This window comes from Allobosea sp. NPDC055332 (assembly GCF_053645455.1).
Genome location: NZ_JBSHMO010000002.1, coordinates 1,141,632 through 1,166,831 on the forward strand (window position 1 = coordinate 1,141,632; position 25,200 = coordinate 1,166,831).

Annotated in this window: 20 protein-coding genes; 7 read left to right on the forward strand and 13 right to left on the reverse strand. The window is 67.1% G+C overall.

Annotated elements, in window-relative coordinates; translation table 11 throughout:
- Positions 1–114: 114 nt before the first annotated feature.
- Both ACWIGM_RS14125 and ACWIGM_RS14130 read right to left on the reverse strand, forming a co-directional pair.
- Positions 115–1,128 carry a TRAP transporter substrate-binding protein gene (locus tag ACWIGM_RS14125; protein ID WP_454026553.1) on the reverse strand — a complete coding sequence of 338 codons (1,014 nt, stop codon included), beginning with the start codon at positions 1,126–1,128 and terminating at the stop codon, positions 115–117.
- Between the two features lie 160 nt (positions 1,129–1,288).
- Entirely contained in the window at positions 1,289–3,199 is a 1,911-nt protein-coding gene (locus ACWIGM_RS14130; RefSeq protein ID WP_454026554.1) for a TRAP transporter large permease subunit, read from the reverse strand.
- Between the two features lie 178 nt (positions 3,200–3,377).
- Here ACWIGM_RS14130 and ACWIGM_RS14135 point away from each other — a divergent pair, with 178 nt between their 5' ends.
- From ACWIGM_RS14135 to ACWIGM_RS14145, 3 genes are read left to right on the forward strand one after another with little or no spacing between them, the layout of a single operon-like run.
- A complete protein-coding gene (locus tag ACWIGM_RS14135) occupies positions 3,378–4,241 on the forward strand; it encodes an IclR family transcriptional regulator (RefSeq protein WP_454026555.1) in 864 nt (287 codons plus the stop codon).
- The gene (locus ACWIGM_RS14140; RefSeq protein WP_454026556.1) at positions 4,238–5,878 is read left to right on the forward strand and encodes an acyl-CoA synthetase; all 1,641 of its coding nucleotides are present in this window, start codon (positions 4,238–4,240) and stop codon (positions 5,876–5,878) included. The genes ACWIGM_RS14135 and ACWIGM_RS14140 overlap by 4 nt, the downstream gene beginning before the upstream one ends.
- On the forward strand, positions 5,875–6,732 hold the full coding sequence (locus tag ACWIGM_RS14145) for a PCC domain-containing protein (protein ID WP_454026557.1): 858 nt from the start codon (positions 5,875–5,877) through the stop codon (positions 6,730–6,732). Before ACWIGM_RS14140 ends, ACWIGM_RS14145 begins: the two co-directional genes overlap by 4 nt.
- 12 nt (positions 6,733–6,744) lie before the next feature.
- Here ACWIGM_RS14145 and ACWIGM_RS14150 read toward each other — a convergent pair whose 3' ends face one another.
- Both ACWIGM_RS14150 and ACWIGM_RS14155 read right to left on the reverse strand, forming a co-directional pair.
- Positions 6,745–11,838 (reverse strand): autotransporter domain-containing protein, encoded by a 5,094-nt coding sequence (locus ACWIGM_RS14150; RefSeq protein ID WP_454026558.1) that lies wholly within the window; start codon positions 11,836–11,838, stop codon positions 6,745–6,747.
- An 830-nt stretch (positions 11,839–12,668) separates the two neighbouring features.
- Complete coding sequence (locus ACWIGM_RS14155; protein ID WP_454026559.1) at positions 12,669–14,288, reverse strand: GMC family oxidoreductase; 1,620 nt, start codon at positions 14,286–14,288, stop codon at positions 12,669–12,671.
- A gap of 603 nt (positions 14,289–14,891) precedes the next feature.
- Here ACWIGM_RS14155 and ACWIGM_RS14160 point away from each other — a divergent pair.
- From ACWIGM_RS14160 to ACWIGM_RS14175, 4 genes are all read left to right on the forward strand, one after another.
- Positions 14,892–15,209, forward strand: a complete 318-nt coding sequence (locus ACWIGM_RS14160; RefSeq protein WP_454026560.1) for a hypothetical protein — start codon at positions 14,892–14,894, stop codon at positions 15,207–15,209.
- A 151-nt stretch (positions 15,210–15,360) separates the two neighbouring features.
- Positions 15,361–16,416, forward strand: coding sequence for a hypothetical protein (locus ACWIGM_RS14165; protein WP_454026561.1), 1,056 nt, complete (start codon positions 15,361–15,363; stop codon positions 16,414–16,416).
- Between the two features lie 11 nt (positions 16,417–16,427).
- Positions 16,428–17,120: a C39 family peptidase gene (locus ACWIGM_RS14170; RefSeq protein ID WP_454026562.1), complete on the forward strand. Its 693-nt coding sequence runs from the start codon at positions 16,428–16,430 to the stop codon at positions 17,118–17,120.
- Between the two features lie 8 nt (positions 17,121–17,128).
- Entirely contained in the window at positions 17,129–17,689 is a 561-nt protein-coding gene (locus tag ACWIGM_RS14175) for a hypothetical protein (protein WP_454026563.1), read from the forward strand.
- Between the two features lie 94 nt (positions 17,690–17,783).
- Here ACWIGM_RS14175 and ACWIGM_RS14180 read toward each other — a convergent pair whose 3' ends face one another.
- The 9 genes from ACWIGM_RS14180 to ACWIGM_RS14220 all read right to left on the reverse strand — a co-directional run bounded on the left by ACWIGM_RS14180 (position 17,784) and on the right by ACWIGM_RS14220 (position 25,195).
- Positions 17,784–18,653 carry an amino acid ABC transporter substrate-binding protein gene (locus tag ACWIGM_RS14180; protein WP_454026564.1) on the reverse strand — a complete coding sequence of 290 codons (870 nt, stop codon included), beginning with the start codon at positions 18,651–18,653 and terminating at the stop codon, positions 17,784–17,786.
- 65 nt (positions 18,654–18,718) lie between these two features.
- Positions 18,719–19,789 (reverse strand): NAD/NADP octopine/nopaline dehydrogenase family protein, encoded by a 1,071-nt coding sequence (locus tag ACWIGM_RS14185; RefSeq protein WP_454026565.1) that lies wholly within the window; start codon positions 19,787–19,789, stop codon positions 18,719–18,721.
- Between the two features lie 106 nt (positions 19,790–19,895).
- Positions 19,896–20,492 carry a helix-turn-helix domain-containing protein gene (locus ACWIGM_RS14190; protein WP_454026566.1) on the reverse strand — a complete coding sequence of 199 codons (597 nt, stop codon included), beginning with the start codon at positions 20,490–20,492 and terminating at the stop codon, positions 19,896–19,898.
- A gap of 9 nt (positions 20,493–20,501) precedes the next feature.
- Complete coding sequence (locus ACWIGM_RS14195) at positions 20,502–21,230, reverse strand: amino acid ABC transporter ATP-binding protein (protein ID WP_454026567.1); 729 nt, start codon at positions 21,228–21,230, stop codon at positions 20,502–20,504.
- Positions 21,227–21,883: an amino acid ABC transporter permease gene (locus ACWIGM_RS14200; protein WP_454026568.1), complete on the reverse strand. Its 657-nt coding sequence runs from the start codon at positions 21,881–21,883 to the stop codon at positions 21,227–21,229. The genes ACWIGM_RS14195 and ACWIGM_RS14200 overlap by 4 nt, the downstream gene beginning before the upstream one ends.
- Positions 21,880–22,599 (reverse strand): amino acid ABC transporter permease, encoded by a 720-nt coding sequence (locus ACWIGM_RS14205; protein WP_454026569.1) that lies wholly within the window; start codon positions 22,597–22,599, stop codon positions 21,880–21,882. The genes ACWIGM_RS14200 and ACWIGM_RS14205 overlap by 4 nt, the downstream gene beginning before the upstream one ends.
- Before the next feature lie 269 nt (positions 22,600–22,868).
- Positions 22,869–23,600, reverse strand: a complete 732-nt coding sequence (locus tag ACWIGM_RS14210; protein ID WP_454026998.1) for an amino acid ABC transporter ATP-binding protein — start codon at positions 23,598–23,600, stop codon at positions 22,869–22,871.
- A 52-nt stretch (positions 23,601–23,652) separates the two neighbouring features.
- Complete coding sequence (locus tag ACWIGM_RS14215; protein WP_454026999.1) at positions 23,653–24,486, reverse strand: transporter substrate-binding domain-containing protein; 834 nt, start codon at positions 24,484–24,486, stop codon at positions 23,653–23,655.
- A 67-nt stretch (positions 24,487–24,553) separates the two neighbouring features.
- The gene (locus ACWIGM_RS14220) at positions 24,554–25,195 is read right to left on the reverse strand and encodes an amino acid ABC transporter permease (protein WP_454026570.1); all 642 of its coding nucleotides are present in this window, start codon (positions 25,193–25,195) and stop codon (positions 24,554–24,556) included.
- Between the last annotated feature and the right edge of the window lie 5 nt (positions 25,196–25,200).

Below are 25,200 nucleotides of genomic sequence, written 5' to 3' on the forward strand. Positions count from 1 at the left end.
GAATAAGCTGATCTTTTTCAGCGAGCGGGGATTGGGCGCTATTTTGGGGTTGTTAAACTGTTGGGGCGCGCCCTTGGGGGCGCGCCGCAACGACTATCGGAACCGGTACTGCGATCAGGCCAGCTTGCCGCCGACCGCCTTCTCCAGGATCGCCCAGGCCTCGTCGCCGTACTTGCCCTTCCACTCGCCGTAGAAGCCGGCCTTCTGCAGCGTGGCGCGGAATTCGTCGGCCTTGGTCTGGTTGATGACCATGCCCTTCGAGGTCAGCTCCTCGCGCAGGCCGGCGTTGAGCTTGGCGACGTCGGCGCGCTCCAGCAGGGCTGCGGCGTCGATGTTCTTGGCGACGATCGTCCGCAGGTCCTGCGGCAGCCGATCCCAGGCGCGGCGGTTGGCCAGGAACCAGAAGCCGTCCCACATATGGTTGGTCAGCGAGAGGTACTTCTGCACCTCGAACAGCTTGGCGGTCGCGATGATCGCGAGCGGGTTCTCCTGGCCGTCGACGATCTTGGTCTGCAGGGCGGTGTAGACCTCGGCGAAGTTGATGCTGGCCGGGGCCGAGTCGAAGGCCTTGAACATCGAGGTCCAGAGCGGCGAGACCGGCACGCGGATCTTGAAGCCCTTGAGGTCGGCCGGGGAGTTGATCGGGCCCTTGGACGAGGTCATCTGGCGGAAGCCATTGTCCCAGATCTTGTCCATGACGTGCAGGTTCGCCTTGGCGATCTGGCCGCGGACGTAAGCCCCGAGCTCGCCGTCCATCGCCTTCCAGACGGAGTCATAGTCCGGGAAGGCGAAGCCGATGCCGCTGACCGAGGCGTTCGGCACCAGCGTCGACAGGATCAGCGGCGACAGCGTGAAGAACTCGACGCCGCCGGAGCGGACCTGGTTCAGCATGTCGGTGTCGGAGCCGAGCTGGTTGTTCGGGAAGATCTGGATGACGACCCGACCATTGGTCTCGGCCTTGATCTTCTCCATCGCCTCGGTGGCGCGGAGGTTCATCGGATGCGAGACCGGCAGGTTGTTGGCGTATTTGTAGGTGAATTCCGGCGTCTGCGCGCGGGCGATCGAGAAGGTGCCGATCGTGGCAGCGGCGGTGGCGCCCTGCAGGATCGTGCGGCGTGAGATCGACATGGTCTTTCCTCCAAGCATTCGTTGTTATCGGCGATCAGATTTCGTCGTCATTGCGAGCGAAGCGAAGCAATCCATAGGGTCTCGCGCAATCCTTCTGGATTGCTTCGTCGGCAGGGCCTCCTCGCAATGACGGCATGACAGAACATGTGCGCCATCGCGATCACAGGAACATCGTCGAGAAGGACGGGACATAGGCGATGATGGCGAGACCGGCGAGCAGTGCGAGCAGATAGGGCCAGATCGCGCCCATCGCCTCGTCCGGTTCGACATTGCCGATCTTGCAGGCGATGTAGAAGCCGATGCCGATCGGCGGCGTCATCAGGCCGATATTCATCGCGGTGACCACCACCATCGAATAGTGCACGTCGTTGATGCCGAGGCTCTTGGCGATCGGGAACATCAAGGGCGCCATCAGCACGATCGCCGGCAGGCCCTCGAGCACGCAGCCGAGGATCATGAAGACCACGACCGTCACCGCCATGAAGCTGATCCAGCCGCCGGGCAGATGCGACATCGCCGTGGCGAGGTCGCGGGCGAAGCCGGTCTGGGTCAGCGCCCAGGCCATGGCCGAGGCGGTGCCCAAAATCATCAGGATGGCGCCCGAGAGCGCCGCGGTCTCGACCAGCATGCCGTAGAAGGTGCGCCAGCTGATGCCGCCATAGAGGACGATGCCGACGATCAGCGCGTAGAGCACGGCGATGGTCGAGACCTCGGTCGCGGTGGCGACGCCGCCGCCCACCGCGCTGCGGATCAGGAAGGGCAGGACGAGCGCGGGTGCCGCGATCAGCGCCGTCTTCCAGATCGTCGCGAACGGGGCGCGGCGCACGCCCTTCAGCATCTCGCCGCGCGCCTTCCAGCGCGCCAGGATCGCGAGCACCAGCAACAGCACGGTCGCGACGACGAGGCCGTTGGTGAAGAGCCCGGCGATCGAGACGCCGGCGACAGAGCCGAGCACGATCAGCACGATCGAGGGCGGCACGGTCTCGGCCATGGCGGCGCCGGTCGAGAGCAGCGCGATCAGTTCCTTGGGCTGGTAGCCGCGCCGCTTCATCTCCGGGAAAAGCGCCGGCGCCACCGTCGCCATGTCGGAGACCTTGGAGCCGGAAATGCCCGAGACCAGGAAGAGCGAGCCGAGCAGCACATAGGACATGCCGGCGCGGACATGGCCCAAAAGCGAAGCCAGGAAGTCGACGATCGCCTTGCCCATGCCGGTGGAGTCGAGCACGCAGCCGAGCAATACGAAGATCGGAACCGAGAGCAGGATCAGGCTGGACATGCCCTCGTCCATGCGCCCGATCATCACGAAGATCGGCACGCTGGTGCTGAACGACAGGAAGCAGAGCGCCCCCAGTCCGAAGCAGAAGGCGATCGGCACGCCGGCGACGAGGCAGAGCCCGACGACACCGAGCAGGAAGATGGCGATGTTGACGTAGCCCAGCGTCTTGAACACCGGCGTCAGCAGGAAGAAGGCGGCGGCGACGAGGCCGATCACCGCCGCCGAGATCACGAGATCGCGCAGCGTGCAGGTTCTGACGGCGTATGTCAGCACCAGCGCCAGCATGGCGACGATGCCGAAGGCGATGGCGGAGACGCGCCAGCTCGAGGGAATGTTGAGCGCCGCCGAGGTGACGTAGGATTCCTCGATAACATAGTCGATGGCCGGCCAGGTCATCACCGCCAGGAAGGTCGCGACCGCGAGCAGGCCGAAGGCGTGGGCGAGGCCGCGCAGGCGCTCCGGCAGCATGCCGACGAAGAGCGTCAGGCGCAGGTGCTCGTTGCGGTCGATGGCGATGGCAGCGCCGAGCATGGCGAGCCAGAGGAAGCAGATCGAGGCAGCCTCGTCGATCCAGACCACCGGGATCGACAGGACATAGCGCGAGGTCACGCCGGCGAGCAGCAAGGTGACGATGGCGACGAGCAGGAAAGCGGCGATCATCTCGAGCGGACGCACCAGCGCCGAGCCGACACGCTTGGGGGTATGGTCGAGGCTCTCCAGGACCGCGGCGACGCCATCGCCAGCATTTGCGCTGGCATGCGCGCCGGCGGCTGCGCTCGTGCTCGTCTCGGCCATCAGGGCCGCTCCTCCCATCCGCCCGTTCTGCCGGCATCACCGATCCGACGGGTCCACATTATGGCGATTTTTCTCGCTCGTTCCGGCTGGAACATACACGGATCGCCTGCTGTTGCAATCGCCGCCAGCGCCATCTACACCTTTAAAGCAGATAAGAGGTCCGCATCATGGACCCTATATGGCAGAGGAAATGCAGCCCGAGATCATGCCGACGCCCGATCTGTCAGGCTCGCAGAGCGTCGACCGCGCCTTGCGATTGCTGGCGCTCGTCGGCCGCGAGAGCGCGTCGGGCCTGCCGCTCAGCGAGATCGTCGAGGAAAGCGGGCTGAACAAGCCGACCGTCCGGCGCCTGCTGCTGGCGCTGATGCGGGCCGGCCTGGTCGAGCAGGAGCCGCGCACAAGGCGCTACCATCTCGGCGAGGAGGCCTTCGTGCTCGGCCTGCTCTCGGGCCAGCGCCACGGCCTGCTCGACCTCGCCATGGCGAGCCTGCATGCGCTCTCGGACACGACGCAGGACACCAGCTTCTTCTCGATCCGGCGCGACCGCTTCGCCATCTGCCTGCATCGCGAGGAAGGCACCTGGCCGGTGCGCACCCACGCCCTCCAGGCCGGTGACCAGCACCCGCTCGGGGTCGGCGCCGGCTCGCTCGCCATGCTGGCGCTGATGCCGGACACCGAATCCAGCGCGATGATCGAGGCCAACCGCGCCGTGCTCGCGGCACGCTACCCGGCCTATTCGCCGGCCCAGCTGATCACCGACATCGCCCTGGCGCGTGCGCAGGGCTTCGCGCTCAACCCCGGCCGCATCGTAGCCAACTCCTGGGGCATCGGCGTCGCCGTGCGCTACCCCGACGGGCGCGTCGCCGGCGCGCTCAGCATTGCCGCGATCGATTCACGCATGCAGCCGCAGCGGCAGGAAGAACTTGGAGTGCTGCTGCGCCACGAAGCGCGGCAGGTCGAGACGCGGATCGCCAGCATGCTCGACCGGCGGCAGGGCAGGCCGGCGCAAGACGAGATCAGGACAGCGGAGACGACGCCATGACGACGAGCGCAGCGGGCGCCGGCCCGGCGGGCGGGTTGAAGCCCGTGACGACGCGGGTGATGAACCTCGCGCATTTCCTGACGCGCAATGCGCGCCGCTTCGCCGACCGGCCCGGGCTGATCTGGGGCGAGCGGCAATGGAGCTGGGGGCAGCTCGATGCGGCGACGCATGCGCTCTGCGCTGCGCTGGCCGCGCGCGGCATCGGCAAGGGCGACCGCATCCTCGTCCACTCGAAGAATTGCGACGAGATGTTCGTCTCGATGTTCGCCGCCTTCCGGCTCGGTGCCGTCTGGGTACCGACCAATTTCCGGCTGATGCCGGATGAGGTCGCCTGGCTCGCGACCTCCTCGGGCGCCAAGGGCTTTCTCTGCCATGGCGATTTCCCCGATCATGCCGCCGCCGTCGCCAGGGAGAGCAAGGCGCTCACGTTCACCTGGCGGATCGGCGCGGGCAGCTTCGGCGAGACGACGCTGACCGAGGCGATCGCCGCGCATCAGGGCGAGCGAGTTCCTGACGCCGTCGTCGACCGCGACGATCCCTGCTGGTTCTTCTTCACCTCCGGCACGACCGGCCGTTCCAAGGCGGCGGTGCTGACCCATGGCCAGATGGGCTTCGTCGTCACCAATCACCTCGCCGACCTAGTGCCGGGCTCGACGGAGCAGGACGCGTCGCTCGTGGTCGCGCCGCTCTCGCATGGCGCCGGCGTGCACCAGCTCGTGCTGTCGGCCCGCGGCGCGCCTTCGATCCTCTTGCCGACCGAGCGCTTCGATATCGACGAGGCCTTCCGGCTGATCGAAAAGCACCGGGTCACCAACATCTTCACCGTCCCGACCATCCTGAAGATGCTGGTCGAGCATCCGGCCGTCGACCAGCACGATCATTCCAGCCTGCGCCATGTCATCTATGCCGGCGCACCGATGTATCGCGAGGACCAGAAGACCGCGCTCGCCAAGCTCGGCAAGGTGCTGGTGCAGTATTTCGGTCTCGGCGAGGTCACCGGCAACATCACCGTGCTGCCGACTTATCTGCACGAGGAAGAGGATGGCCCGGCGGCGCGCATCGGCAGCTGCGGCGTCGAGCGCACCGGCATCCAGGTTTCGATCCAGAACGACGAGGGCACGGAGCTGAAGCCCTTCGAGACCGGCGAGATCTGCGTGATCGGCCCGGCGGTGTTCGCCGGCTATTACGAGAACCCCGAAGCCAACGCGAAATCCTTCCGCAATGGCTGGTTCCGCACCGGCGATCTCGGCCATATGGACGAGCAGGGCTTCGTCTACATCACCGGCCGCGCCTCCGACATGTACATCTCCGGCGGCTCGAACATCTATCCGCGAGAGATCGAGGAGAAGATCCTGACCCACCCGGCGATCGCGGAAGCCGCCGTGCTCGGCGTGCCCGATGCGGTCTGGGGCGAGATCGGCGTCGCGGTCTGCGTCGCCCGCAGCCCTGTCGACGAAAACGAGCTGGCGAGCTATCTCGCCGAGAAGATCCCGCGCTACAAGATGCCGAAGCGCTTCTTCTTCTTCGAGGAGCTGCCCAAGTCCGGCTATGGCAAGGTGCCCAAGCGCCTGGTGCGCGACGAACTGGAGAAGCGCGGCCTGCTCGACTTCGTCCGCGCGCCGGGAGCCTCGGCGTGAGGACGATCCAGCAGCCTGGCCCCGCCGAGCCGGAGCGTGTCCAATGGCTTGAGGCGCGCGGTCGCAAGCTCACGCTGGAGCTGAAGCCCGGCCTGCTGCTCGATGCGATCGCCGAGGCCTTCGCGGCGCAGGGCTTTTCCAGCGGCGTGCTGCGCCTGCCGGCCGGGCTCACCCTCGCCCCCTTCGCCTATGTCATGCCGGCGCTCTCGGCGACGCCCGAGCATGCCGCCTTCTACAGCGAGACCTTCCGGCCTGATGGCGTGACCCGGATCGAGACGGGAGCGCTGACCTTCGGCGAGCGCGACGGCGCGCCGTTCTTTCATGGCCACGCCCTCTGGCGCGAGGCCCATGGTCGGCATAATGGCGGCCATATCCTGCCGGACCAGAGCTTCCTGGCCGAAGCGATCAGCGTCGACGCGGTCGGGCTGGACGGCGCCGGTTTCGTCGCCGACCATGATCCGGAGACCAACTTCAAGCTGTTCATGCCGGCAGGGCAGCCGAGCACTGGTGCAGAGGCCGGCGGCCGGTTCTTCGTGCTGCGGCTACGGCCGAACCGCGACGTCTTCACCGCGCTGGAAGAATTCTGCGCCGAACGCGGAATTGCCCACGCCGTCATCCATGGTGGCGTCGGTTCGACCATCGGCGCGCGCTTCGTCGACGGCTGGACGATCGAAGCCTTCGCCACCGAGATCGCGATCACCGCCGGCCATATCGCGCCTGGCGCCGATGGCAGGCCGGAAGCGGCGCTCGCGATCGCGCTGGTCGACTATACCGGCGGGATGGCGCAGGGCGCCCTCAAGCGCGGCGACAATCCGGTGCTGATGACGCTGGAGCTGGTGCTGGAGGCGCAGTAGAGCGCCTCCCGTTCAGAACCTCATCTCGACCCTGCCCTTGAGGGCGTGATCGCGGGAGCGTTCGCCGATTGCCGCGGAGTAGGTCAGGCCGAGCGCCGTGGCCTGCGAGATGCGCCAGTCGAGGCCGGCCTCGGCGGTGAGCGCGTTGCGGTCGATCGGGGCGGCGAAGACCACGGCCGGGTTGGTGCCCAGCGCGAAGGCGGTGCGCGCCTGCGGGGTGAGCTCGCCGAAGCCATGGCGCCAGCCGAGCATGGCGCGCGCGAACAGCGGCATCGTCCCGAGCTGCGCCTCGGCGCGCAGGCCGAGCGTGGTGAAGCCGAGCGTCTGGTCGCTGGAGAGCACGCGCAAGGCCGCAGCCCCGCCCTGCTCGGTGCCGGCATCGGTCGAGACCCGGAGCAGCGCCAGCTGGGCGAAGGGCTCGAGCGCGAAGCCGCTGAAGGCAAAGCCATAGCCGAGCTCGGCGAAGCCCTGCAGAACCGAACCTGGACGCTGCAGGCGCAAGAGATCGCCGAAGCCGCGGATCGCGACCTGGCGGCGTATGTCGCTCTCGCTCCAGCTATAGGCCGCGCCGGCATCAAGCCTGAGCTGGCCGAAGCGGGCGCCGGCATAGAGCGCGGCATGGCCGCTTTCGAGCTTGCCGGTGGAGAGCCGGGCATCGAGATCGAAGCGCGACTGGCTGTAGCCGCCGGCGACGCCGACCTTCAGCGACGAGCCGGGCGCGTCATAGAGCATCAGGTCGGCGCCGAGCAGGGCGCCGCCACTGCGGCGGGAGAGGCTCGCGGCATTGCCGTCGGCATCGCTGTTGCCGGCGCTGCCGAAAGCCTCGCCCCAGAGCGTGTAGCGCGGCTGCGGAACCGGCGCCGGCATCACCACCGCGCCCTTGCGGCCGGGCAGGTCGGCGGTGAAGCCCGCTGCGACCTGCCCCGGAGCCTGCGTCAGCAGCGGCCCGCGCAGGCGGTTGAGAATGCTCTCGCGCACCAGCCGGCTCTCGTCGATCATCACCGAGACCGCCTGGGCATGCGCCTCGCCGGAGAGCAGGTCGAAGCCGGCCCTGGCCTCGGCCGCGGTCGCCGAGATCAGCGCGTCATAGACCGGGTTGCCGACCCCGAGCGCCTCGGCCGCATTGGCGATGAAGCCCTGGTTGCGCGTCGCCGCAACGTAGTTGCTGGACGTGCTGCCACCACCCGACGTACCGCCGCCACCACCGCCACCGCCACCGCCATCCGGGCCGAAGCCGGTGTCGTTGCGCGTCATGGTCAGCGTGACGTTGTTCGCGTCATAGCCGAGCGAGGGCGTCAGGAAGGCGAGGTTCGAGGTCACCGTGCTGAACCGGCCCGTCACCCCACCCGCGGCGGTCAGGATGGTGTAGTTCGTCGCTGCGGCGTAGTTGCCGCTCGCGGCCAGAACCTCGACCCTGCCGCCGGTGATGGTCGCCGAGCCCGAGGCGACGATCTTGTCGCCCTGGCCGGCGGCGTTGACTTCGACCTGGTAGGTCGAGCCGCTCGCGAACGAGACATTGCCGGAGACGGTGAGTGTACCGATCGAGTTGCCGGGCGCGACCGTCGCGCCGCTGCCAACGCTCACCGCCCCGACCGTGCCGGAGCCGCCGAGCGTGCCGCCGTCAAGCGTGACATTGCTCGTGATCGAGCCGTTCACCACCAGCTTGCCGGCCGTCACCTTCGTCGCGCCGGTATAGGTGCTGGTACCGGTCAGCGTCAGCGTGCCGCTGCCGCGCTTGGTGACGGTGCCAGTGCCGTCGATCGGCATGGCCAGCGTCGCCGTGTCGGTGAAGTCGGCGATGATCGCGCCATCGTTGAGGATCGCGCCGGCCGCGAGCGTGACCGAGCCGGCCTTCCCCCCGCTGCCGATATTGAGCGTGCCGAGCGACCCGATGCCGAGATCGCCGGAGGTGATGACGAGCGCGCCGCCATCGGCGACCGTGACCGAAGCAGCATCGGTCGAGCCCGAGCCGCCGATCCCCAGGCCGCCACCGCCGACCTTCCATTGCGAGCCCGTGCCGGTCACCAGCACCGAGGCAGTGGCACCGAAACCGCCGACGGCCGCGCCGGCGCCGCCATCCAAGGTCGCGCCAGCCGAGACCGTGACCGAAGCCGGAGCGAAAACGCCCATGACCAAGAGGTTGCCGGTCGTCACCAGCGTGCCGGCGCCGTCGATGCGGACGGTCGAAACCACGAAGAAGGTGGCGGGGCCGTTGTCGAGCCGGCTGCCCTCGCTGACCACCAGCGTGCCACCGACGACCTCGATATTGCTGGCGGCCGTCAGCGAGGCCCCCTGGTCGAGGACGAGCGTGCCGGCATCGACCTGGACGCCGCCGCCGAAGCTCAGCGAACCGCCGCGGATGATGAAGGAGCCGGTGCTGCAGCTGCAGATGCTGAGATCGCCGCCGAGCGTGCCGGTGCCGGTGACGATCTGTGTGCCGGAACCATCGAAGCCGAGCGAGCCATCGCCGAGGAAGGTTCCGGAGAAGGTGGCGGTCTGGTTGGTGGTCCCGGTGATCAGCGTCTCGTCGGTGCCGATCCGGACGAAGCCGGCGCCCGACAGCGAGCCGATCGTCGCGACGGTGCCGAAGCCGCCCGCCACTTCGAGCACGGCGCCGGACGCGACCGTGTAATCCGAATTCGCCGAGAAGCCGCCGGAGCTGCCGGCGATCAGGCGGCCACCGAGGACCTGTGTCTGCCCTGAGTAGTCGTTGTTGTTACCGGTCAGGACCGTGATGCCGGCGAGCTGGCGCACCGAGCCGGTGCCGGTGATCGTGGCGGAGAACCCATAGCCGACATCAGTATGGTTGAAGACGACCTTGCTCGCGCTGGTGTTCAGGGAGACGGTGTCGACGACGAGGGTGCCAGCCGTCGCAGCAGCACTGCCCTCGGCCGCGCCGATATTGATGGTACCGCCGGCACTGCCGCCGACGAGGCCGGCCTGCAGGACCGAGCTGGCGCCGGTGAGCTCGAACTTGCCGCCATCCGAGAGCGTCAGCGAGCCGGCATTGGAATGGCCGACATAGAGCTGCGTGCCGTTGCCGACCCATTGCGAGCCCGAGCCGGTGATCGTGACCGAGCTGTCGCCGCCAGCGCCGACGATGCCGACCGTGCCCCCGCCGCCGCCGGTCGTCACCGAGCCGCCATTCTCGATGCGCAGCGTGCCCGAGCCATGCTCGCCGACCCGCATCTGGCCGAAGGTCTCCCAGCTCGAGCCGGCGCCGGTGACGATCGCGGTCGCGCCGTTGCTGATATAGGCCTGCCCGCCGGCGCTGTTGCTGCCGAGCTTGCCGCCGCCCTCGATCCGCAGCGTGCCTTCGTTGACCCAGGTCCGGCCATTGTAGCCGGCCGAGCTGTCGCCGGTCAGCACGAGTGTGCCGGCGCCCTGCTTGATGAAACTTGCGCTGCCGCCGGTCGTAATCGAGCCGGTGAGTGTGAGCGTCGTCCCGGTATCGGTCTCGATCCGCCCGCCGCCATTGGCGAAGGCGATGTTGCGGTTGCTGGAAAAGCTCGCGGTCGTGCGCAGCACGGCATCGGCGCCGGTGCCCGCCCCGCCGACGATGGTCGTGTTGTTCAGCGTGATCGTGGTGCCGGCGGCGCCGAGATTGGCATCCGACGAGACCGAGACCGTACCTTGCGAAATCTGCGTCCCGCCGGTGAAAAAATTGGTGCCGGTCAGCGTCAGCGTGCCGCTTCCGGTTTTGACGATGCCGCCTGTGCCGAAAATCGCACCGCCCATGGTGAAATTCTGGCCAGCGGTCACCTCGACCGTGCCATGGGCGTTGAGCGTCGTTGTCCGCGCCGTGGTGAAGCTCGCAGTCACCTGCAAGGAGCCGCCGTTGAAGGTGAGTCCGCCGGAGGCGTTGCCGAGATTGGCATCCTGCGAAACCGAGAGAGTGCCTCCGTTGAAGGTCGTGCCGCCGGCATAGGTGTTGGTGCCGGTCAGGGTCACCGTGCCGGCCCCGTCCTTGGCGAGCGCGCCCGCGCCGGTGATCGTATTGGCGATGGTGACGCCAACACCGGCGCCCTGGTCAAGCGTCAGCGTGCCACTGGCGATGTTGATATTGCCGATGATGTTGGCGGTGCCCGCGACCGCGACGGTCAGCTTGCTGCTGCCGCTCACCTGGAGGGCATCGCCCAGAATGCCGCCGGCGCCATCGGCATCGCTGATCAAGCCGCCGGCACCAAGGACAACCGTAAGATTGTTGCCGGCGATGCCGGCTCCGTTTTCGCCCGCAGCCCCCGAAGTCGCGCCTGTGCCGCCAGCGCCTCCGAAGCCACCGACGACGGAGGCATTGACGTTGACTGTCCCACCATTGGCGACGAACACACCATGGCCGCCCGCTCCCCCAGCACCGCCGGTCCCCCCGCTGGCGCTGCCGCCCGCTCCGCCATTGCCGCCGCGGACATTGGCATCGATGGTGACGGTCGATGCTCCGCTCAGGAGCAGGCCTGCCCCGCCAGCTCCACCGCTGCCGCCCGGCAGCCCTCCCAAACCGAAGCCGCCGGCCCCGCCAACGCCGCCTTGAGCCACGCCAGAGAGCGTCAATGACGTTCCGGCTCCGCCGGTCACGGCCAGCCCGTGGCCGCCGCTGCCGCCACCGCCCCCGGCCGACACGCCGCCGGTCGAACCGCCGCCAGCGCCGCCGGCTCCACCGGTCGCCACGTTGCCGCCGCTGCCGGTCACCGAGCCAAGCGCTCCCGTACCGGTGATCACGGCTCCCCAGCCGCCGGCGCCGCCACCGCCGCCTCCGCCCAGGCCCTGGCCCTGGCCGCCGGAGCCGCCAGCGCCGCCTTGCTTGAAGCCGCTCGGCGCGGTCGCGCTCACGCTGCCATGGGCGCCGCCGCCGCCACCGGCGCCGGCCGGGCCGTCGTTGCCAAAACCGCCGAGATCTCCCGGGTTCAGCCCGCCCTGACCGCCGGCAGCGCCGGGGCTGGAACCGCCAACGCCACCACTCAGGCCGGCGCCGCCGCCGGCGCCACCGGTGACGAAGTCGCCGTTGCCGCCCACATTGCCGGCGCTATCGGGATTGTCGAGACCGCCGACGGAGCCGCCGCCAGCGCCGCCGCCGGAGCCGCCATTGGCCAGCGCCGGACCGGCAAGCACCGCGCATAAGAGCGCGAGCGCCGTGCCCGCGCACAGGCGCGACCGAAGCCGTGCAGCAGACGGCTTACCAACCTCGGCGACGCGCGCAGACCTCACGAAATCCCCCCGGACCCGCCGTACAACCTGCAGATGCACCTGCAGCGACTGCCCTGTCGTGATGCGGTTTTAACGGAAAGTAAAGATCATTGCCGGGCAACCACCACAAGAACAGGCCAGATGTTGCTGGCCAGTCATATCTTGCTCCGCCCTTGCGCCCGGAAACCGGCATCAGACGACGACACTGCTCCCCTTTCCCCAAAGGAACGGGTCGCCATCCTGGTTCGCTCGGCCAGATCACCGCGGCGGGGATAACTTCACAATCAATCCCCGCTCCCGAAATCTGTCGTATTCTCACCCCGTCCCGTCCGACCAAGGGGGCTGTCGCGAGGCATCGTGCGGCCGAGCGGGAGAGCGGTGCCCGTCTTGAACAGCCGTCGCGGGCTGGAATGGCGGAGGGGCCTCGTCGTCCGGGCCTGAGCCCGGTCCTGCCGGACCTGAAAGCTCGGCGAGGCACCTCAAAGAGAACCGCGCGCGGGGTTCGGGAGCGGCGAGCAGCGCTGCTTCGACATCTCGACATCGACATTCGACACAGCGGCGGAACGCTGCCGCATCCGGACCCCGCGCACCCCTTGGGCTCGCGCTCGCCTTTCAGACCCTCGCGGCAGGAGCCGGCGAGGCTATCGGTGCAGCTGGAGCAATTCCGCAGTTCTCCGAATCGCGGAATTGCTCCAAGCTTTTGTTTTACTGCATTTTCTTCACGCGAACCGGTGCCCACTTCGCTCGAAAATGCTCTAGCGCGCGTCCTCGCGCACCATCTGCGCGCCCTTCTCGCCGATCATCATGCTGGGCGCGGCGGTGTTGCCGGAGGTGATCGCCGGCATCACCGAGGCGTCGATCACCCGCAGGCCCGCGATGCCACGGACACGCAGGCGCTCGTCGAGCACGGCCATGGCATCGTCGTCGCGGCCCATCTTCACCGTGCCGACCGGATGGAAGATCGTGGTGGCGATCCGGCCGGCGGCCTCGGCCAGCGCCTCGTCGCTGTCATGGCCCGGCCCCGGCAGATATTCCTGCGGCCTGAAGCGGGCGAGCGGCGGCTGCGCCACGATATGGCGGGCGAGCTTCAGGGCATCGACCGCGACCTGCCGGTCCTCTTCCGTCGAGAGATAGTTCGGCGCGATGGCGGGCGCGGCGGCGGGATCGCTCGATTTGAGATGGACGCTGCCGCGGCTCGATGGGCGTAAGTTACAGACGCTGGCGGTGAAGGCGCCGAACGGGTGCAGGCCGTCGCCCCATTTGTCGAGCGAGAGCGGCTGGAAATGGAACTCGAGATTGGCGGTGGCGTAATGCGGTGCCGATCTGGCGAAAACGCCCATCTGCGAGGGCGCCATGGTCAGGGGGCCGGTGCGCCGCGCCGCATATTCCAGCGCCATCAAGGGCCGGCGCCAGAGCTTGGCATAGTCGGTGTTGAGCGTCTTCACGCCCTCGACCTTGTAGATCGGCCTGAGCTGCAGATGGTCCTGCAGGTTCTCGCCGACGCCGGGAGCGTGCCGAACCGTCTCGATGCCGAGGCCGCGCAGCCGCCCGCCGTCGCCGATGCCCGAGCGCTCGAGGATCGCGGGCGAGCCGATGGAGCCGGCACTGAGCAGCACCTCGCCCGAAACCTCGGCGAGATAGCGCTCGCCATTGCGCGTCAGAACGACGCCGGTGGTCCGGCCGTCCGCGACGACAATGCGCTCGACCATGCAGCCGAGCTCGACGCGCAGGTTGTCGCGGTCGAGCGCGGGCTCCAGGAAGGCGCGCGCCGCGCTGAAGCGCCGGCCGCGCTTCTGGGTGACCTGGAAATAGGAGGAGCCCTCATTGTCGCCGGTGTTGAAGTCGTCGATCTTGCGGATGCCGGCCGCCTCGGCCGCATCGCGGACCGCGTCGAGAATGTCCCAGCGCACGCGCGGATGCTCGACGCGCATCTCGCCGCCGGAGCGATGGAAACGGCCATCGGGGGCGATATGGTCCTCATGCTTGAGGAAGAGCGGCAGGACATCGTCCCAGCCCCAGCCGCTGAGCCCCTGCTGGCGCCAGCCGTCATAGTCGGCCGCCTGGCCGCGCATGTAGATCATCGCGTTGATCGCCGAGCTGCCGCCGACGACCTTTCCGCGCGGATAGGCGAGCGAGCGGCCGCCGAGCCCAGGCTCGACCTCGGTCTGGAACAGCCAGTCGGCGCGGGGATTGCCGATGGCATAGAGATAGCCGACCGGGATGTGGAACCAGATCCAGTCGTCCTTGCCGCCGGCCTCGACGATCAGCACTTTGCGGCGCGGATCGGCCGAGAGCCGATTGGCCAGCACGCAACCGGCCGAACCCGCACCGATGATGACATAATCGAAGCTGCCGATGCTGATCTCGTCGGCCATGAACGCCTGCCTTCCTGTCCCGCGGCGATCAGGGATAGGGCGCGGGCGGGGCTGCGGCAACGTGCGACCGGTGCGCAAAGCCGCCTCTGCCGGTGCAGCTTTGCCCGGGGGCAAGCGGTACAGGCCGGTACAGAGCTGAAGGACGACAGCACTGACCTTCGCTTCACCAGGAATTACTTGTGAATAACTTTCCTCCAGCAGGTGCTTCCGCACGCCGTATCATGCTTCCGGTCGCGCTAAACCGCTCGCGACGGAGGCAGAGCAAGCCGGCACATCGACGTCGCGAGCCTGCGCCGGGAGCGGGTCAAGACCGAATCGGCAGGGCTGGACCAGCGCACCGCGACCTCGGAACCGCCGACGGGACAAGGCGCCTCAGCGAATGTTCTCGCCGATCGGCCGCAGGCAGCGATTTTCCTCTTTAAAGTTTTGCAGCGATATTTGATCCGAGCTAAATATTTAGAGCTATAACCCGATTTAGCCGCCCTCACCCTGATTTTAAACTTTCAGTTTCGGAATTAATGTTTGACGCCGCAACGTCACCGGTGTAATCCGCTACTGTATGGTGGACTAGGTTTGCCTTACGGGGACACGCAGGGGGTTTCGATGAAGAAGTTGTTGCTCGCTTCGGCCGCAGCGCTCGCGCTCAGCGTCGCGCCGGCCGCCGCTGACACGGCGAAGATCTTCGGCAACGCCAGCGCCAAGGTGCTGACGCCGGAAGCCAACAAGAAGGTCGTCGGCAAGGGCTATTATGCCGACTTGTACGGCTATTACGGCTACGTCTACGCCTATTACGCTTATTACTACGGCTATTACGGCTATTACTACAAGAATGCCGGCTATTATTATGATGGCCACGTCTATGCCTACTACGCCTATCAGTACCTCTACGCTGCTTACGTCTATCAGTATTACAATTCCTGATCGGTCGCCGGCGTACCGGAATTTCGTGTAAGCTCAGGCCGAACCTGACCTTGCGGCCTGCCGGTGAAGAAGGAAGACGTTGTTGCGTTGTCTGACATTCGCGAAGGCGTTCGGCGCCCTTCGTCTCACAGGTCTGACGCTGACGGCCACCATGGCCGTCAGCGTTTCTGCCTCGGCGCAATCACGCGAGGAATTGCTCGAACGCCGGATCCAGCAGCTCGAAGCACGCCTAAAGGCGCTCGAGGGCGAGGTCAGCAAGCGTCCGCGCGACAGCCGGTCAGCCGGCAAGGGCCAGGGCTTCGATCCGGCGGGGCGGCAGCAGGCTGCCGCAAGCGCGCCTGCGTCCGGCGGCCCTCCCGGCGCTTCGGGACAGAGCACCCAGCAGGCGAGCACCGCGCCGCAGGAAGCCTTCATCGCGCGCGACAACATTCCGACCCTGCAGAGCAACAAGTTCGAGGTGTCGCAGAGCTTCGACTATGGCCGCGGCACGAGCTTCATCCAGAACGACCGCAGCTTCCGCGCGACCACGACCTTCCGCTACGGTATCGCCAACGATGTCGAGCTGGCGCTGTCGATCCCCTATTTCTCGTCGCAGCGTCGCACCAACGCCTTCGCCGACACGATCGTCCGCAATGTCTCCGGCCTCGGCGACATCGCGGTCCAGGCCTCCGGCAATCTCTGGAAGGAAGGCGACTGGTATCCGGGCGCGGCCCTCACCGTCGGTCTTTCCATGCCGACCGGCGACCATCCCTATGATCTCGGCAACCTGCAGGCCGGCGTCACCCCGAACGATCCGCTCTCGCTGAACCAGGCGAGCGGACACTGGGTGCCGCGCGCCGCGATCCAATTCTTCAAATCGACCGATCCGCTGATCCTGTTCTTCGGCGTCGGCATCGACTACGCGGTTCCGCGCAGCTTCGGCGACATCAAGGTCGAGCCGGGCTTCCGCTATACCTACAATATGGGCTTCGGCTTCGCCCTGTCCGAGCGCTCCACCCTCGGCGTTTCCGTCAACGGTGCGATCTCGGAGCGCCTCAAGGTCGGCGGCGTGCCGATCGCCAACTCGGTCACGGAAATGCTGTCGGCGCGCTTCACCCTGATCCAGCGCGTCGGCCAGGATTTCTGGCTCGAACCGTCGATCACAGTCGGCCTGACCGACGACGCGCCCGACGCGGCCGTCTCGCTCTCGCTGCGCAAGCGCTTCTGACGGAGGTCACGATGCGCCTGCTCGGCCGCCGCGACATTCTGGGCCAGGGCATCGCGCTGGCCGGGCTTTCGCTGGCAGCCGCGGTGCCGGGACGGGCGCAGGAGCCGGCCCAGGAGAGCTCGGTCAGGCGGCCGAAATCCTATTCGGCACGCAAATTCGACGGCGTCGTCGGCCAGACGGCCGACTTCACCTGCGGGGCGGCTTCGGTCGCGACCATCCTGACCTATTACTGGAACCGCCCGACCGGCGAGACCGAGGTACTGGGCATCATCCGCTCGCGCTATAGCGACGAGCAGTGGAAGAACCGGGAAGGCAACGGCGTCTCCTTCGACGACCTGGTCTTCGCGGCAAAGAAGCTCGGCTTCGAGGCGACGGGTGCCGAGATCCCGATCGAGGATCTCCCGAAGCTCGCAGCACCGGTGATCCTGCATCTCGACAAAGGCAAGTTCCAGCATTTCAGCGTGTTGCGCAAAGCGGCCGCCGATGTCTTCTACATGGCCGACTCGATCGTCGGCCAGATCGTGCTGACACAGAGCGATCTGCGCTCGCAATACACCGGCAAGGCCATGGCGATCGCAAAGCGCAAGGCCGATCTGGTGACCGGCTCGGCTCTGGAAGCGGTTCGCGACGGCACCTCGGTTTCGCGTATCGTCGGCGATGTCATGCTGCGAGGCTTCGAGCGCCTGCCTCCGGCTCTGCGATGAGGTTTGCGATGCAATATCGATATGGTTCCGCCCTCGCCCTTGCCTGGCTGGCCCTTCTGGCGCCGGCCGCGGCCAATGAATGCGTGCGGGTCGCCCCCGGCTCCTACAGCGCGACGCGGAGCTTCTCCGGCCCGGACGGCTCGCATCAGACGAAGATCTTCGTCTCCGGCGGCAAGCGGCGCGAGGAAGGTCCCAGCCAGGCCGGCCCGGAGGTGAAGATCACCGCGAGCCCGACCAGCGGCACGGCGGTGTTCAATCCGGAAACCCAGGTCGGCATCCGCCTGCCGCCGCCGCCGAGCGCCCGGCGCAAGGACATCAAGGCGACCACGCAGGATCGCGGCGACGGGACGGTGGTGGTGATCATCACCGCCGACGTCAACGGCCAGCAGCAGCAGATCTCGCAGGTGACCTGCCGCAAGGACGGTGTGCTCGTCGAGGCGCGCCATACCATTCCCGACGAGCAGGGCAACTCGAAGGGCACGCTGGTGATCCGTGACAGCAATGTCGTGGTCGGCCCGCAGCCGGCCTCGCTCTTCGCGGTGCCCGGCGGGATCAAGTTCGTCCGCTGACGGCCGAAAGGCCCGCAGTCCGGCCCGCGGGGGGCTTCGCACGATCTTGCGCGAAGCCCCCCGCGGGTTTTGCAGCGCTACCTCGCCGGTTGCCTCACTCGGCGTAGGACTGGGTCGCCCAGGCGGCGCGCAGCTTCGGCGAGACCTTGACGCCGAAGGGCCCGAACCATTTGTCGAACAGGGCCTCGGCCTCGCCGGATTTGAACATCTTCGCCATGGCGTGGTTGACGATCCAGAGGATGGTCGGGTTGAGCCTGGGCACCATGAAGCCCTGCGGGGCGTAGCCGTATTCCTCGCCGACCACCGCCAGGCCCTCGGGATTCTTCGACTGCCGGATCAGGCTGTAGAAGGCGCCGCTGTCGCTGAAATAGGCGTCGGCGCGCCGGGTCTCGACCGAAATCAGGGCGGCGGCGTGGTCGTCGACGTTCTGGACGCGGATGTTCAGCTTCTTGTCGGCGACCAGCTTCTTGAGGTCGGGCTCGCTGCTGCCGCCGGTCGCGACGGCGACGATCTTGCCGTTCAGGTCCTCGTATTTGGTGATGCCGGAGCTCTTCAGCACGAGCATCTGGCTCGACGAGACATAGGAGACGGCGGAGAAGTCGACCTGCTTGTTGCGGCCGAAGGTGTTGACCGTGCCACCGCATTCGAGATCGACCGTGCCGTTGGCGACCAGCGCCTGGCGGTTCTGGATGCTGACCGGGACATATTTGACCTTGAGGTCGGGCAGTTTCAGCTCCGCCTTGATGTCCTCGATGACGCGCAGGCAGAACTCGACCGAATAGCCGGACGGCTTCTTGTCGTTGTCGAGGAAGCCGTAGGGGTAGAGCGTCTCGCGGATACCCATGGTGATGGTATTCGTCTCGCGCAGCTTCTTGACGATCGCATCCACTTCCTGGGCCTGGGCCGTGGCGGCGAGGCCGAAGGCCAAGGCACCGCCGATCGCCGCAACGAGGTTCCGTCTCATCTTTCTCTCTCCCTTTCTGCCGCGATCGCTCGCGTGACTGCCCCGCGTCGTCCGGCGCGAAGGTTCTAGAAACCGGTGCTGGCCCGCTGCCGAAGCTCAGCGCTCGTCATCCGATCGAAGCCGAGCGCCGGCAGCAGGTCGTTGTCCTGCGCGAAATCCCGGCCATAGGCCGCCGAGAGCATGGTCAGCCCGGCCTCGTGCAGGAGCGCGGGGCGCCCGGCGAGACGGCCGAGCAGGACCGAGGGCAACAGGCCGAAAGGCGCATCCTCCAGCACATAGCGGCTGGCCAGCGTCGTCGGGCCGAAGGAACCATTGCCGCGCCTGTGCAGCTCGGCGTTCATCTCGGCGATGCTGGCGACGGGCAGCTGGTAGGAGAAGGCATAATGCTCCTTGATCGTCCGCACCGACACACCGAAGGCCTCGGCGATCGCGAGGCGCTCGGCATCGAGCGCCTCCATCACCCGCCCTACCGCGGGAGTGACGTTCTCAGCCTGGTCCCAGCGCTCGCCGCGCTCCATCCGCGTCAGGTTGAACAAGGCGATGGCGAGGTGGTTCTGCGGGTTGAGATTGCTGAGGGCGATCGCCAGCAACCCGTCGCGCTCGACGAAACGCTCGCCGAACAGGGCCGTGCAGAGCGCGAGCCCATCGCCGAGCGCCGCCTCCGGCACGGTCGCGATATCGATCTTGGAGCGCAACGAGTTGACAGTGACCTGCGTCGGCGAGGTACGCCGCCCGGTGGTCAAGGTCGTGCCCCAGGCGATGATCGGCGCGCGCACGCCGCGTTCGGCCAGGAGACGCGACAGATAGAGCGCGCCGAAGGAGGCGTGCGAGCTGATGATCACCGGCTGGCCCTCGCGCAGATGGGCGGCCGTCGCCTCCAGCGCCATCTTGTGCGCGTTGCCGGGCATCGCGAGCACCACGACATCCGACGCCGTCACCGCCTCCTCGGCATCGCGCGCGATGCGGGGCCGAACGCTGGCCTCGATCGCACCGACCGCCTGCAAGGGAGCGCCGGCCGCAAGCTCGGTCGTGCTGCCGCCGGACGGAGACCACAGCATCGGATCGTGACCACCGAGCGAAAGCTGGACAGCCGCGCCATAGGCGGCGGCACCAGCACCGAGAAGACTTACACGCATGAGCAAAATGCCTTTGTTGAATCGAAGAATGACGGCCGGTGACCGGCAGTCGATGAGGCGGCGAACGGCCCCGGGCACTGAGCCAATCTGCCGGGAAGAGCGGCGGTCATGGGCTTCCCCTGTCCGGCCCGGCCTCGCGATAGAGCAGGACCATCAGGCCGCGGGCCGGCTCGTCCTGCTCGTTGCCGATGGAATGCGGCACGTCGACCGGATAGCGAGCCGTCTCGCCGACCTTGACCGGATAGCGCGATGCACCGCTGGTGATCACGAGCTGCCCGGACAGAACCGTGACATGCTCGACCGAGCCGGCCGCGTGGGCGGCGCTGTCGAGGCGGCCATGGCCGGCGATCTCGACATCGTACCATTCGATCGCGCCGGCGAGGCCCGGCGGGCTGAGGATGCGCAGCTGGCAGCATCCGTCGGCGCTGCGGATCGCCGGCGTATGCTGCGAGGGCAGGACCTCGATCGCGCTGCCGCTTCCGGCGTCCTCATTGCCACGCAGAAGCGCCGCGAAATCGATCTGCAGGCCGCGCGTCAGACTCCAGAGCACGGCGAAGGTCGGATTGGCTTCGCCCCGCTCGATCTGGGACAGCATCGATTTCGACACGCCGGACAGCGCCGCCAGCTGCTGAAGCGTCAATCCTCGCGCCCGGCGCTGGCGCTGGAGCATGGGGCCGATCTCGGGGGCGCTGAGCTCGGTCATCGCCGGGACCTAATGCGTCAGGACCTTGGTCAGGAACTGCCTGGCGCGGTCCGTCGCCGGGGCAGTGAAGAACTGTTGCTTGGGCGTGTCCTCGAGGATCTCGCCGCCATCCATGAACAGCACGCGGTTGGCGACGCGCTGGGCGAAACCCATCTCATGGGTGACGACCATCATGGTCATCCCCTCCATCGCCAGCTCCTGCATCACCTCCAGCACCTCGTTGATCATCTCGGGGTCGAGCGCCGAGGTCGGCTCGTCGAACAGCATCGCCGCCGGGTCCATGGCGAGGGCGCGCGCGATGCCGACGCGCTGTTGCTGGCCGCCGGAAAGCTGGTTCGGGCGGCTCGCCAGCTTGTCGGCCAATCCCACCCGCGTCAGAATCTTCTCCGAACGGGCATCCGCTTCCGCCCGCGAGCGCTTCAGCACATGGATCTGCGCCAGGCTGACATTCTCCAGCGCGGTCATGTGCGGATAGAGATCGAAGCTCTGGAACACCATGCCGATGCGCGAGCGCAGCGCCGGCAAGTCGGTCTTCGGATCGGAAACCGAGACGCCGTTGACGGTGACCGTGCCTTGCTCGAATGGCACGAGGCCGTTGATGCACTTGATCAGGGTGCTCTTGCCCGATCCGGAGGGGCCGCAGACGACGACCACCTCGCCCTGGCGGACGATGGCCGAGCAGCCACGCAGGATCTGCTGCCTGCCATAGGATTTGTGCACGTCCTCGATGACGATCATGGCGCGCGGCCCTTCCGGTAGAGGTCGACGGCCTTGGTCGCCGTCAGGCAGATCACCAGGTAGACGACGGCGACCAGCGTATACATCTCGGTCGGCCGGCCATCGCGGGAGGCGACGATGCTGGCCGAGGTCAGGAAATCGTGCAGCGCCACGACATAGACCAGCGAGGTGTCCTGGAAGACGATGACGATCTGGTTCAGGATCAGCGGCATCATGGCGCGCAGCGCCTGCGGCAGGATGATCAGGCGCATCACCTGGCTGCGCCGCAGGCCGGTGGCGAACCCTGCCTCGCTCTGCCCCTTGCGGACGCTGACGATGCCGGCGCGGATGATCTCGCAGTAGAAGGCGGCCTCGAACAGCACGAAGGCGACCAGTGCCGACATCAGCGAGCCGACCGGCCGGCCGATCATCAGCGGCACGAGGAAGTAGAACCAGAACAGCACCAGCACCAGCGGCAGGGTGCGCATGACGGTGACGTAGGCCGCCGCCGGCCCCGCGATCAATGGATGCGGGGAGAGCCGCATCAGGGCGAGGCCGAAGCCGAGGATCAGCCCGCCGATGGTCGCGACCAGGACCAAGAGGAAGCTGAGCGCCATGCCCTCGGCGAGGAAGTGCCAGGAACGGGCGATCACGCCCCAGTCGAACTGGCTCATGTCGCGGCCTTCCGCAGAGCAGCGCCGCCGATCCGGCCATCGATGAAGCGCATCAGCCCGGTGACGCACAGGCCGATCACCAGATAGCCGATCGTGGCGAAGGTGAAGGCCTCGAGGCCCTGGAAGGTGTAGTTCTCGACATGGCGACTCTGCGCCGTCAGTTCGAGCACGCCGATGGTCAGGCTGAGCGAGGAGAGCTTGATCGTGATCAGGAACTCCGAGGTCAGCGGGCCGACGATGGCGCGCAGCCCCAAGGGCAGCACGACGAGCCGGAAAGCCTGGGCAGGGCGCAGGCCCGTTGCCAGCGCGGCCGACAGCAGCGGCCCGCCGACCGCTTCGATCCCGGCCCGGACCTGCTCGGCGACGCGCGAGCCGGCGAAGAGGCCGATGGCGACCACGGCGGTGGTGAACTCAGGAAAGGGCAGATCGCGCTTCAGCCAGAGTCCGATCGTCTCGGGCACGATCTCGGGCAGAACAAAGAACCAGAGGAAGAGCTGGACCAGCGGCGGGATGTTGCGAAAGACATCGATGTAGATGCCGGCCAGGAAGCGGACCCCGGGATTCGGCAGGCTTCTCGCGATTCCGACCGCAAGACCTACCGCCAGCGCCAACACCCAGCTCGCCAGGCTGATGGCCAGCGTCCACTGCACGCCGCTCCAGAGCCAATCCCAATAGGGATCCTGCAGGAGGATGGACCAGTTCCACCGGTAGTTCATGCGGCGGACACGCCGGAGCGCGATGCTGCAGGACGCCCCACGGTGCCCGGACTGCCCATCGAAATCTCCCCAATTCCGTTATATCGGAAGGTTGAGATCGATCACGAGCAGCTGTCAATACGCGATAACTCCAATCAAATCAGTATTCGGAATTCACATACTACCTATACGATCAGGATTTGCTTTCCCCTATGATTCAACGCGAGCCCATGACGTCGCTCGATTCCGGCGGAGCGGAAATTGGCGCCATGGAAACAAGGTCGCTGCGATCAGTGCCGCGGCAGGATCTCGCCCAGGAACTTCCTGGTGCGCTCGTGTTGGGGCGCGGCGAAGAATTCTGCCGGCGCCGCTTCCTCGACGATCTGGCCGCCCGCCATGAAGATCACGCGGTCCGCCACCTGACGGGCGAAGCCCATCTCGTGTGTGACGCAGATCATCGTCATGCCCTCCTCGGCCAGCGCGATCATGGTGTCGAGGACTTCCTTGACCATCTCCGGGTCGAGCGCCGAAGTCGGCTCGTCGAACAGCATGACTTTCGGCTCCATGCACAGCGCCCGGGCGATCGCGACGCGCTGCTGCTGACCGCCGGACAGCTGGGTCGGGTATTTCTGCGCCTGTTCCAGGATCTTGACGCGGCCGAGCAGTCGCCTTGCCGTCGCCTCGGCCTCTGCGCGGGCGATGCCGCGCGAGCGCATCGGCGCCAGGATGCAGTTCTCCAGCACGGTCAAATGCGGGAACAGGTTGAAGTGCTGGAACACCATGCCGACCTCGCGCCGGGCGGCGTCGGTGCTGCGGCGGTCTTCGCCCAACCGGACACCGTCGACGACGATCTCACCGCGCTGATAGCCTTCGAGGCGGTTGATGCAGCGGATCAGCGTCGATTTGCCCGAACCGGAGGGCCCGCACAGGACGATCTTCTCGCCGGTGCGGACGCTCAGGTCGATATCGGCCAGGACCTGAAAGGACCCGAACCATTTGCCGACGCCTCGCATCGCGATCATCGGCGGGGACGAGGCGGCGGCGGCGATCATGATCGGGCTCCGGGCATGAGCGTCAGCCGGCGATGAAGGAGATGTCGGGAACGCTGTCGGGGAAGCTCGGCAGTGGGTTGCTCATCCACTTGGGATAGATGCGCGCCAGCTCGCCATTCGCCTTGATCTTGTCGATGAAGCTGTTGACGAAGGCGTTGATCTCCTTCTCGCCCAGCCGGGTGCAGGCGCCGTTGTAGAGCTTGGTGAATTCGAGCTTGTTCTCGTAGAAATCGGGCTTCGCCTCGCTCAGGCGCGGAATGTAGAAGATGTTGCCGCCGACGGCCTGGACCTGGCCGGAGAGCAGCGCCTGGATCGCCGGCGCGTCGCCGTCATAGCGCCGGATCGTCGTGCCGGGAGGGGCGGTACGCGTGATGTCGGTGTCCTGGACGCTGCCGCGCGCGACGCCGATCGTGTACTTGCCCATGTCGGCATGGGTCTTGATCTCGGTCGTCTTGGGCGCGACCAGCGTGATGATGTTGGCTGCATAAGGCTTGCTGAACTGCACGACCTTGGCGCGCTCCGGCAGCATCGCCATGGTGGCGAAGAGCAGGTCGACCCGGCCGGAGGTCAGCGCCGGAATGCGGTTGGCGACCGTGAGCTGCACATATTCGATCGCGACATCCAGCTCCTTGGCGAAGAGCTCGGACATGTCGGAATCGAGCCCTTCCTGCTTGCCGGCCGAATTCACGAAGCCCCAGGGTGGATTGTCGCCCTGAATGCCGATGACGACCTTGCCGCGGCTCTTGATCTCCGCCGGCGTCACCGCCAGCGCAGGCCTCGTCATGATCATCGGCGCGGCGAGTGCTGCGGCGCCTGCGGCCAGGAGCTGGCGGCGGTCGAACCCGGTCTTGTCGATGCGTGTCATGGTCTCCTCCTTGGTTGGCTTGCCTGTTCTCGAGGCGTTTCCTGAGGTGCCGCCGGTCTCAATGCGCAGCCGCGGCCAGCTTGCGCTCCAGCCGCGCCCCGTAGAGCGAGAGCGGCCAGCAGATCGCGAAATAGAGGGCGCCCACGACCGCGAAGACGAGCAGGGGCTTGAAGATCTGGTTCGAGATGATGGTTCCGGCCCGGGCCAGCTCGGTGAAGCCGATGATGGCGGCGAGCGACGTGCCCTTGATCAGCTGGACCAGGAAGCCGATCGTCGCCGGCAGCGAGATGCGGATCGCCTGCGGCAGGATCACGTCGCGCATCCGCGAGACATAGCCGAGGCTCAGCGCCCTGGCGGCCTCGCTCTGGCCCTTCGGCACCGCCTCAATCGAGCCGCGCCAGATCTCGCCGAGGAAGGCGCTGGCATGCAGGGTGAAGCCGATCGCGACCGCGACCCAGGCATCGAGTTTCAGCCCGGCGAGGGCGAGCCCGTAATAGACCACGAAGAGCTGCATCAGCAGCGGCGTGCCCTGGAAGAGCGCGATATAGCCCGCCGTGCAGCGCTCCAGGATGGAGATGCCGGAGGTCCTCGCCAGGGCGACGCCGAGACCGGAGACCGAACCCAGGATGAAGCCGATCGCCGAGAGCGCGATGGTCCATTTCAGGCCGTTGAGGAGGAACAGGAACTCATCTCCGTTCATGACCG

Excerpts from the sequence above, each read along its gene's own strand:
- ACWIGM_RS14200 (WP_454026568.1), bottom strand. The coding sequence starts at position 21,883 with ATGAGCCAGTTCGACTGGGGCGTGATCGCCCGTTCCTGGCACTTCCTC.
- ACWIGM_RS14195 (WP_454026567.1), bottom strand. The coding sequence starts at position 21,230 with ATGATCGTCATCGAGGACGTGCACAAATCCTATGGCAGGCAGCAGATC.
- ACWIGM_RS14190 (WP_454026566.1), bottom strand. The coding sequence starts at position 20,492 with ATGACCGAGCTCAGCGCCCCCGAGATCGGCCCCATGCTCCAGCGCCAG.
- ACWIGM_RS14180 (WP_454026564.1), bottom strand. The coding sequence starts at position 18,653 with ATGAGACGGAACCTCGTTGCGGCGATCGGCGGTGCCTTGGCCTTCGGC.
- ACWIGM_RS14165 (WP_454026561.1), top strand. The coding sequence starts at position 15,361 with ATGGCCGTCAGCGTTTCTGCCTCGGCGCAATCACGCGAGGAATTGCTC.
- ACWIGM_RS14170 (WP_454026562.1), top strand. The coding sequence starts at position 16,428 with ATGCGCCTGCTCGGCCGCCGCGACATTCTGGGCCAGGGCATCGCGCTG.
- ACWIGM_RS14135 (WP_454026555.1), top strand. The coding sequence starts at position 3,378 with ATGGCAGAGGAAATGCAGCCCGAGATCATGCCGACGCCCGATCTGTCA.
- ACWIGM_RS14155 (WP_454026559.1), bottom strand. The coding sequence starts at position 14,288 with ATGGCCGACGAGATCAGCATCGGCAGCTTCGATTATGTCATCATCGGT.
- ACWIGM_RS14220 (WP_454026570.1), bottom strand. The coding sequence starts at position 25,195 with ATGAACGGAGATGAGTTCCTGTTCCTCCTCAACGGCCTGAAATGGACC.
- ACWIGM_RS14205 (WP_454026569.1), bottom strand. The coding sequence starts at position 22,599 with ATGAACTACCGGTGGAACTGGTCCATCCTCCTGCAGGATCCCTATTGG.
- ACWIGM_RS14130 (WP_454026554.1), bottom strand. The coding sequence starts at position 3,199 with ATGGCCGAGACGAGCACGAGCGCAGCCGCCGGCGCGCATGCCAGCGCA.
- ACWIGM_RS14125 (WP_454026553.1), bottom strand. The coding sequence starts at position 1,128 with ATGTCGATCTCACGCCGCACGATCCTGCAGGGCGCCACCGCCGCTGCC.
- ACWIGM_RS14140 (WP_454026556.1), top strand. The coding sequence starts at position 4,238 with ATGACGACGAGCGCAGCGGGCGCCGGCCCGGCGGGCGGGTTGAAGCCC.
- ACWIGM_RS14185 (WP_454026565.1), bottom strand. The coding sequence starts at position 19,789 with ATGCGTGTAAGTCTTCTCGGTGCTGGTGCCGCCGCCTATGGCGCGGCT.
- ACWIGM_RS14210 (WP_454026998.1), bottom strand. The coding sequence starts at position 23,600 with ATGATCGCGATGCGAGGCGTCGGCAAATGGTTCGGGTCCTTTCAGGTC.
- ACWIGM_RS14160 (WP_454026560.1), top strand. The coding sequence starts at position 14,892 with ATGAAGAAGTTGTTGCTCGCTTCGGCCGCAGCGCTCGCGCTCAGCGTC.
- ACWIGM_RS14175 (WP_454026563.1), top strand. The coding sequence starts at position 17,129 with ATGCAATATCGATATGGTTCCGCCCTCGCCCTTGCCTGGCTGGCCCTT.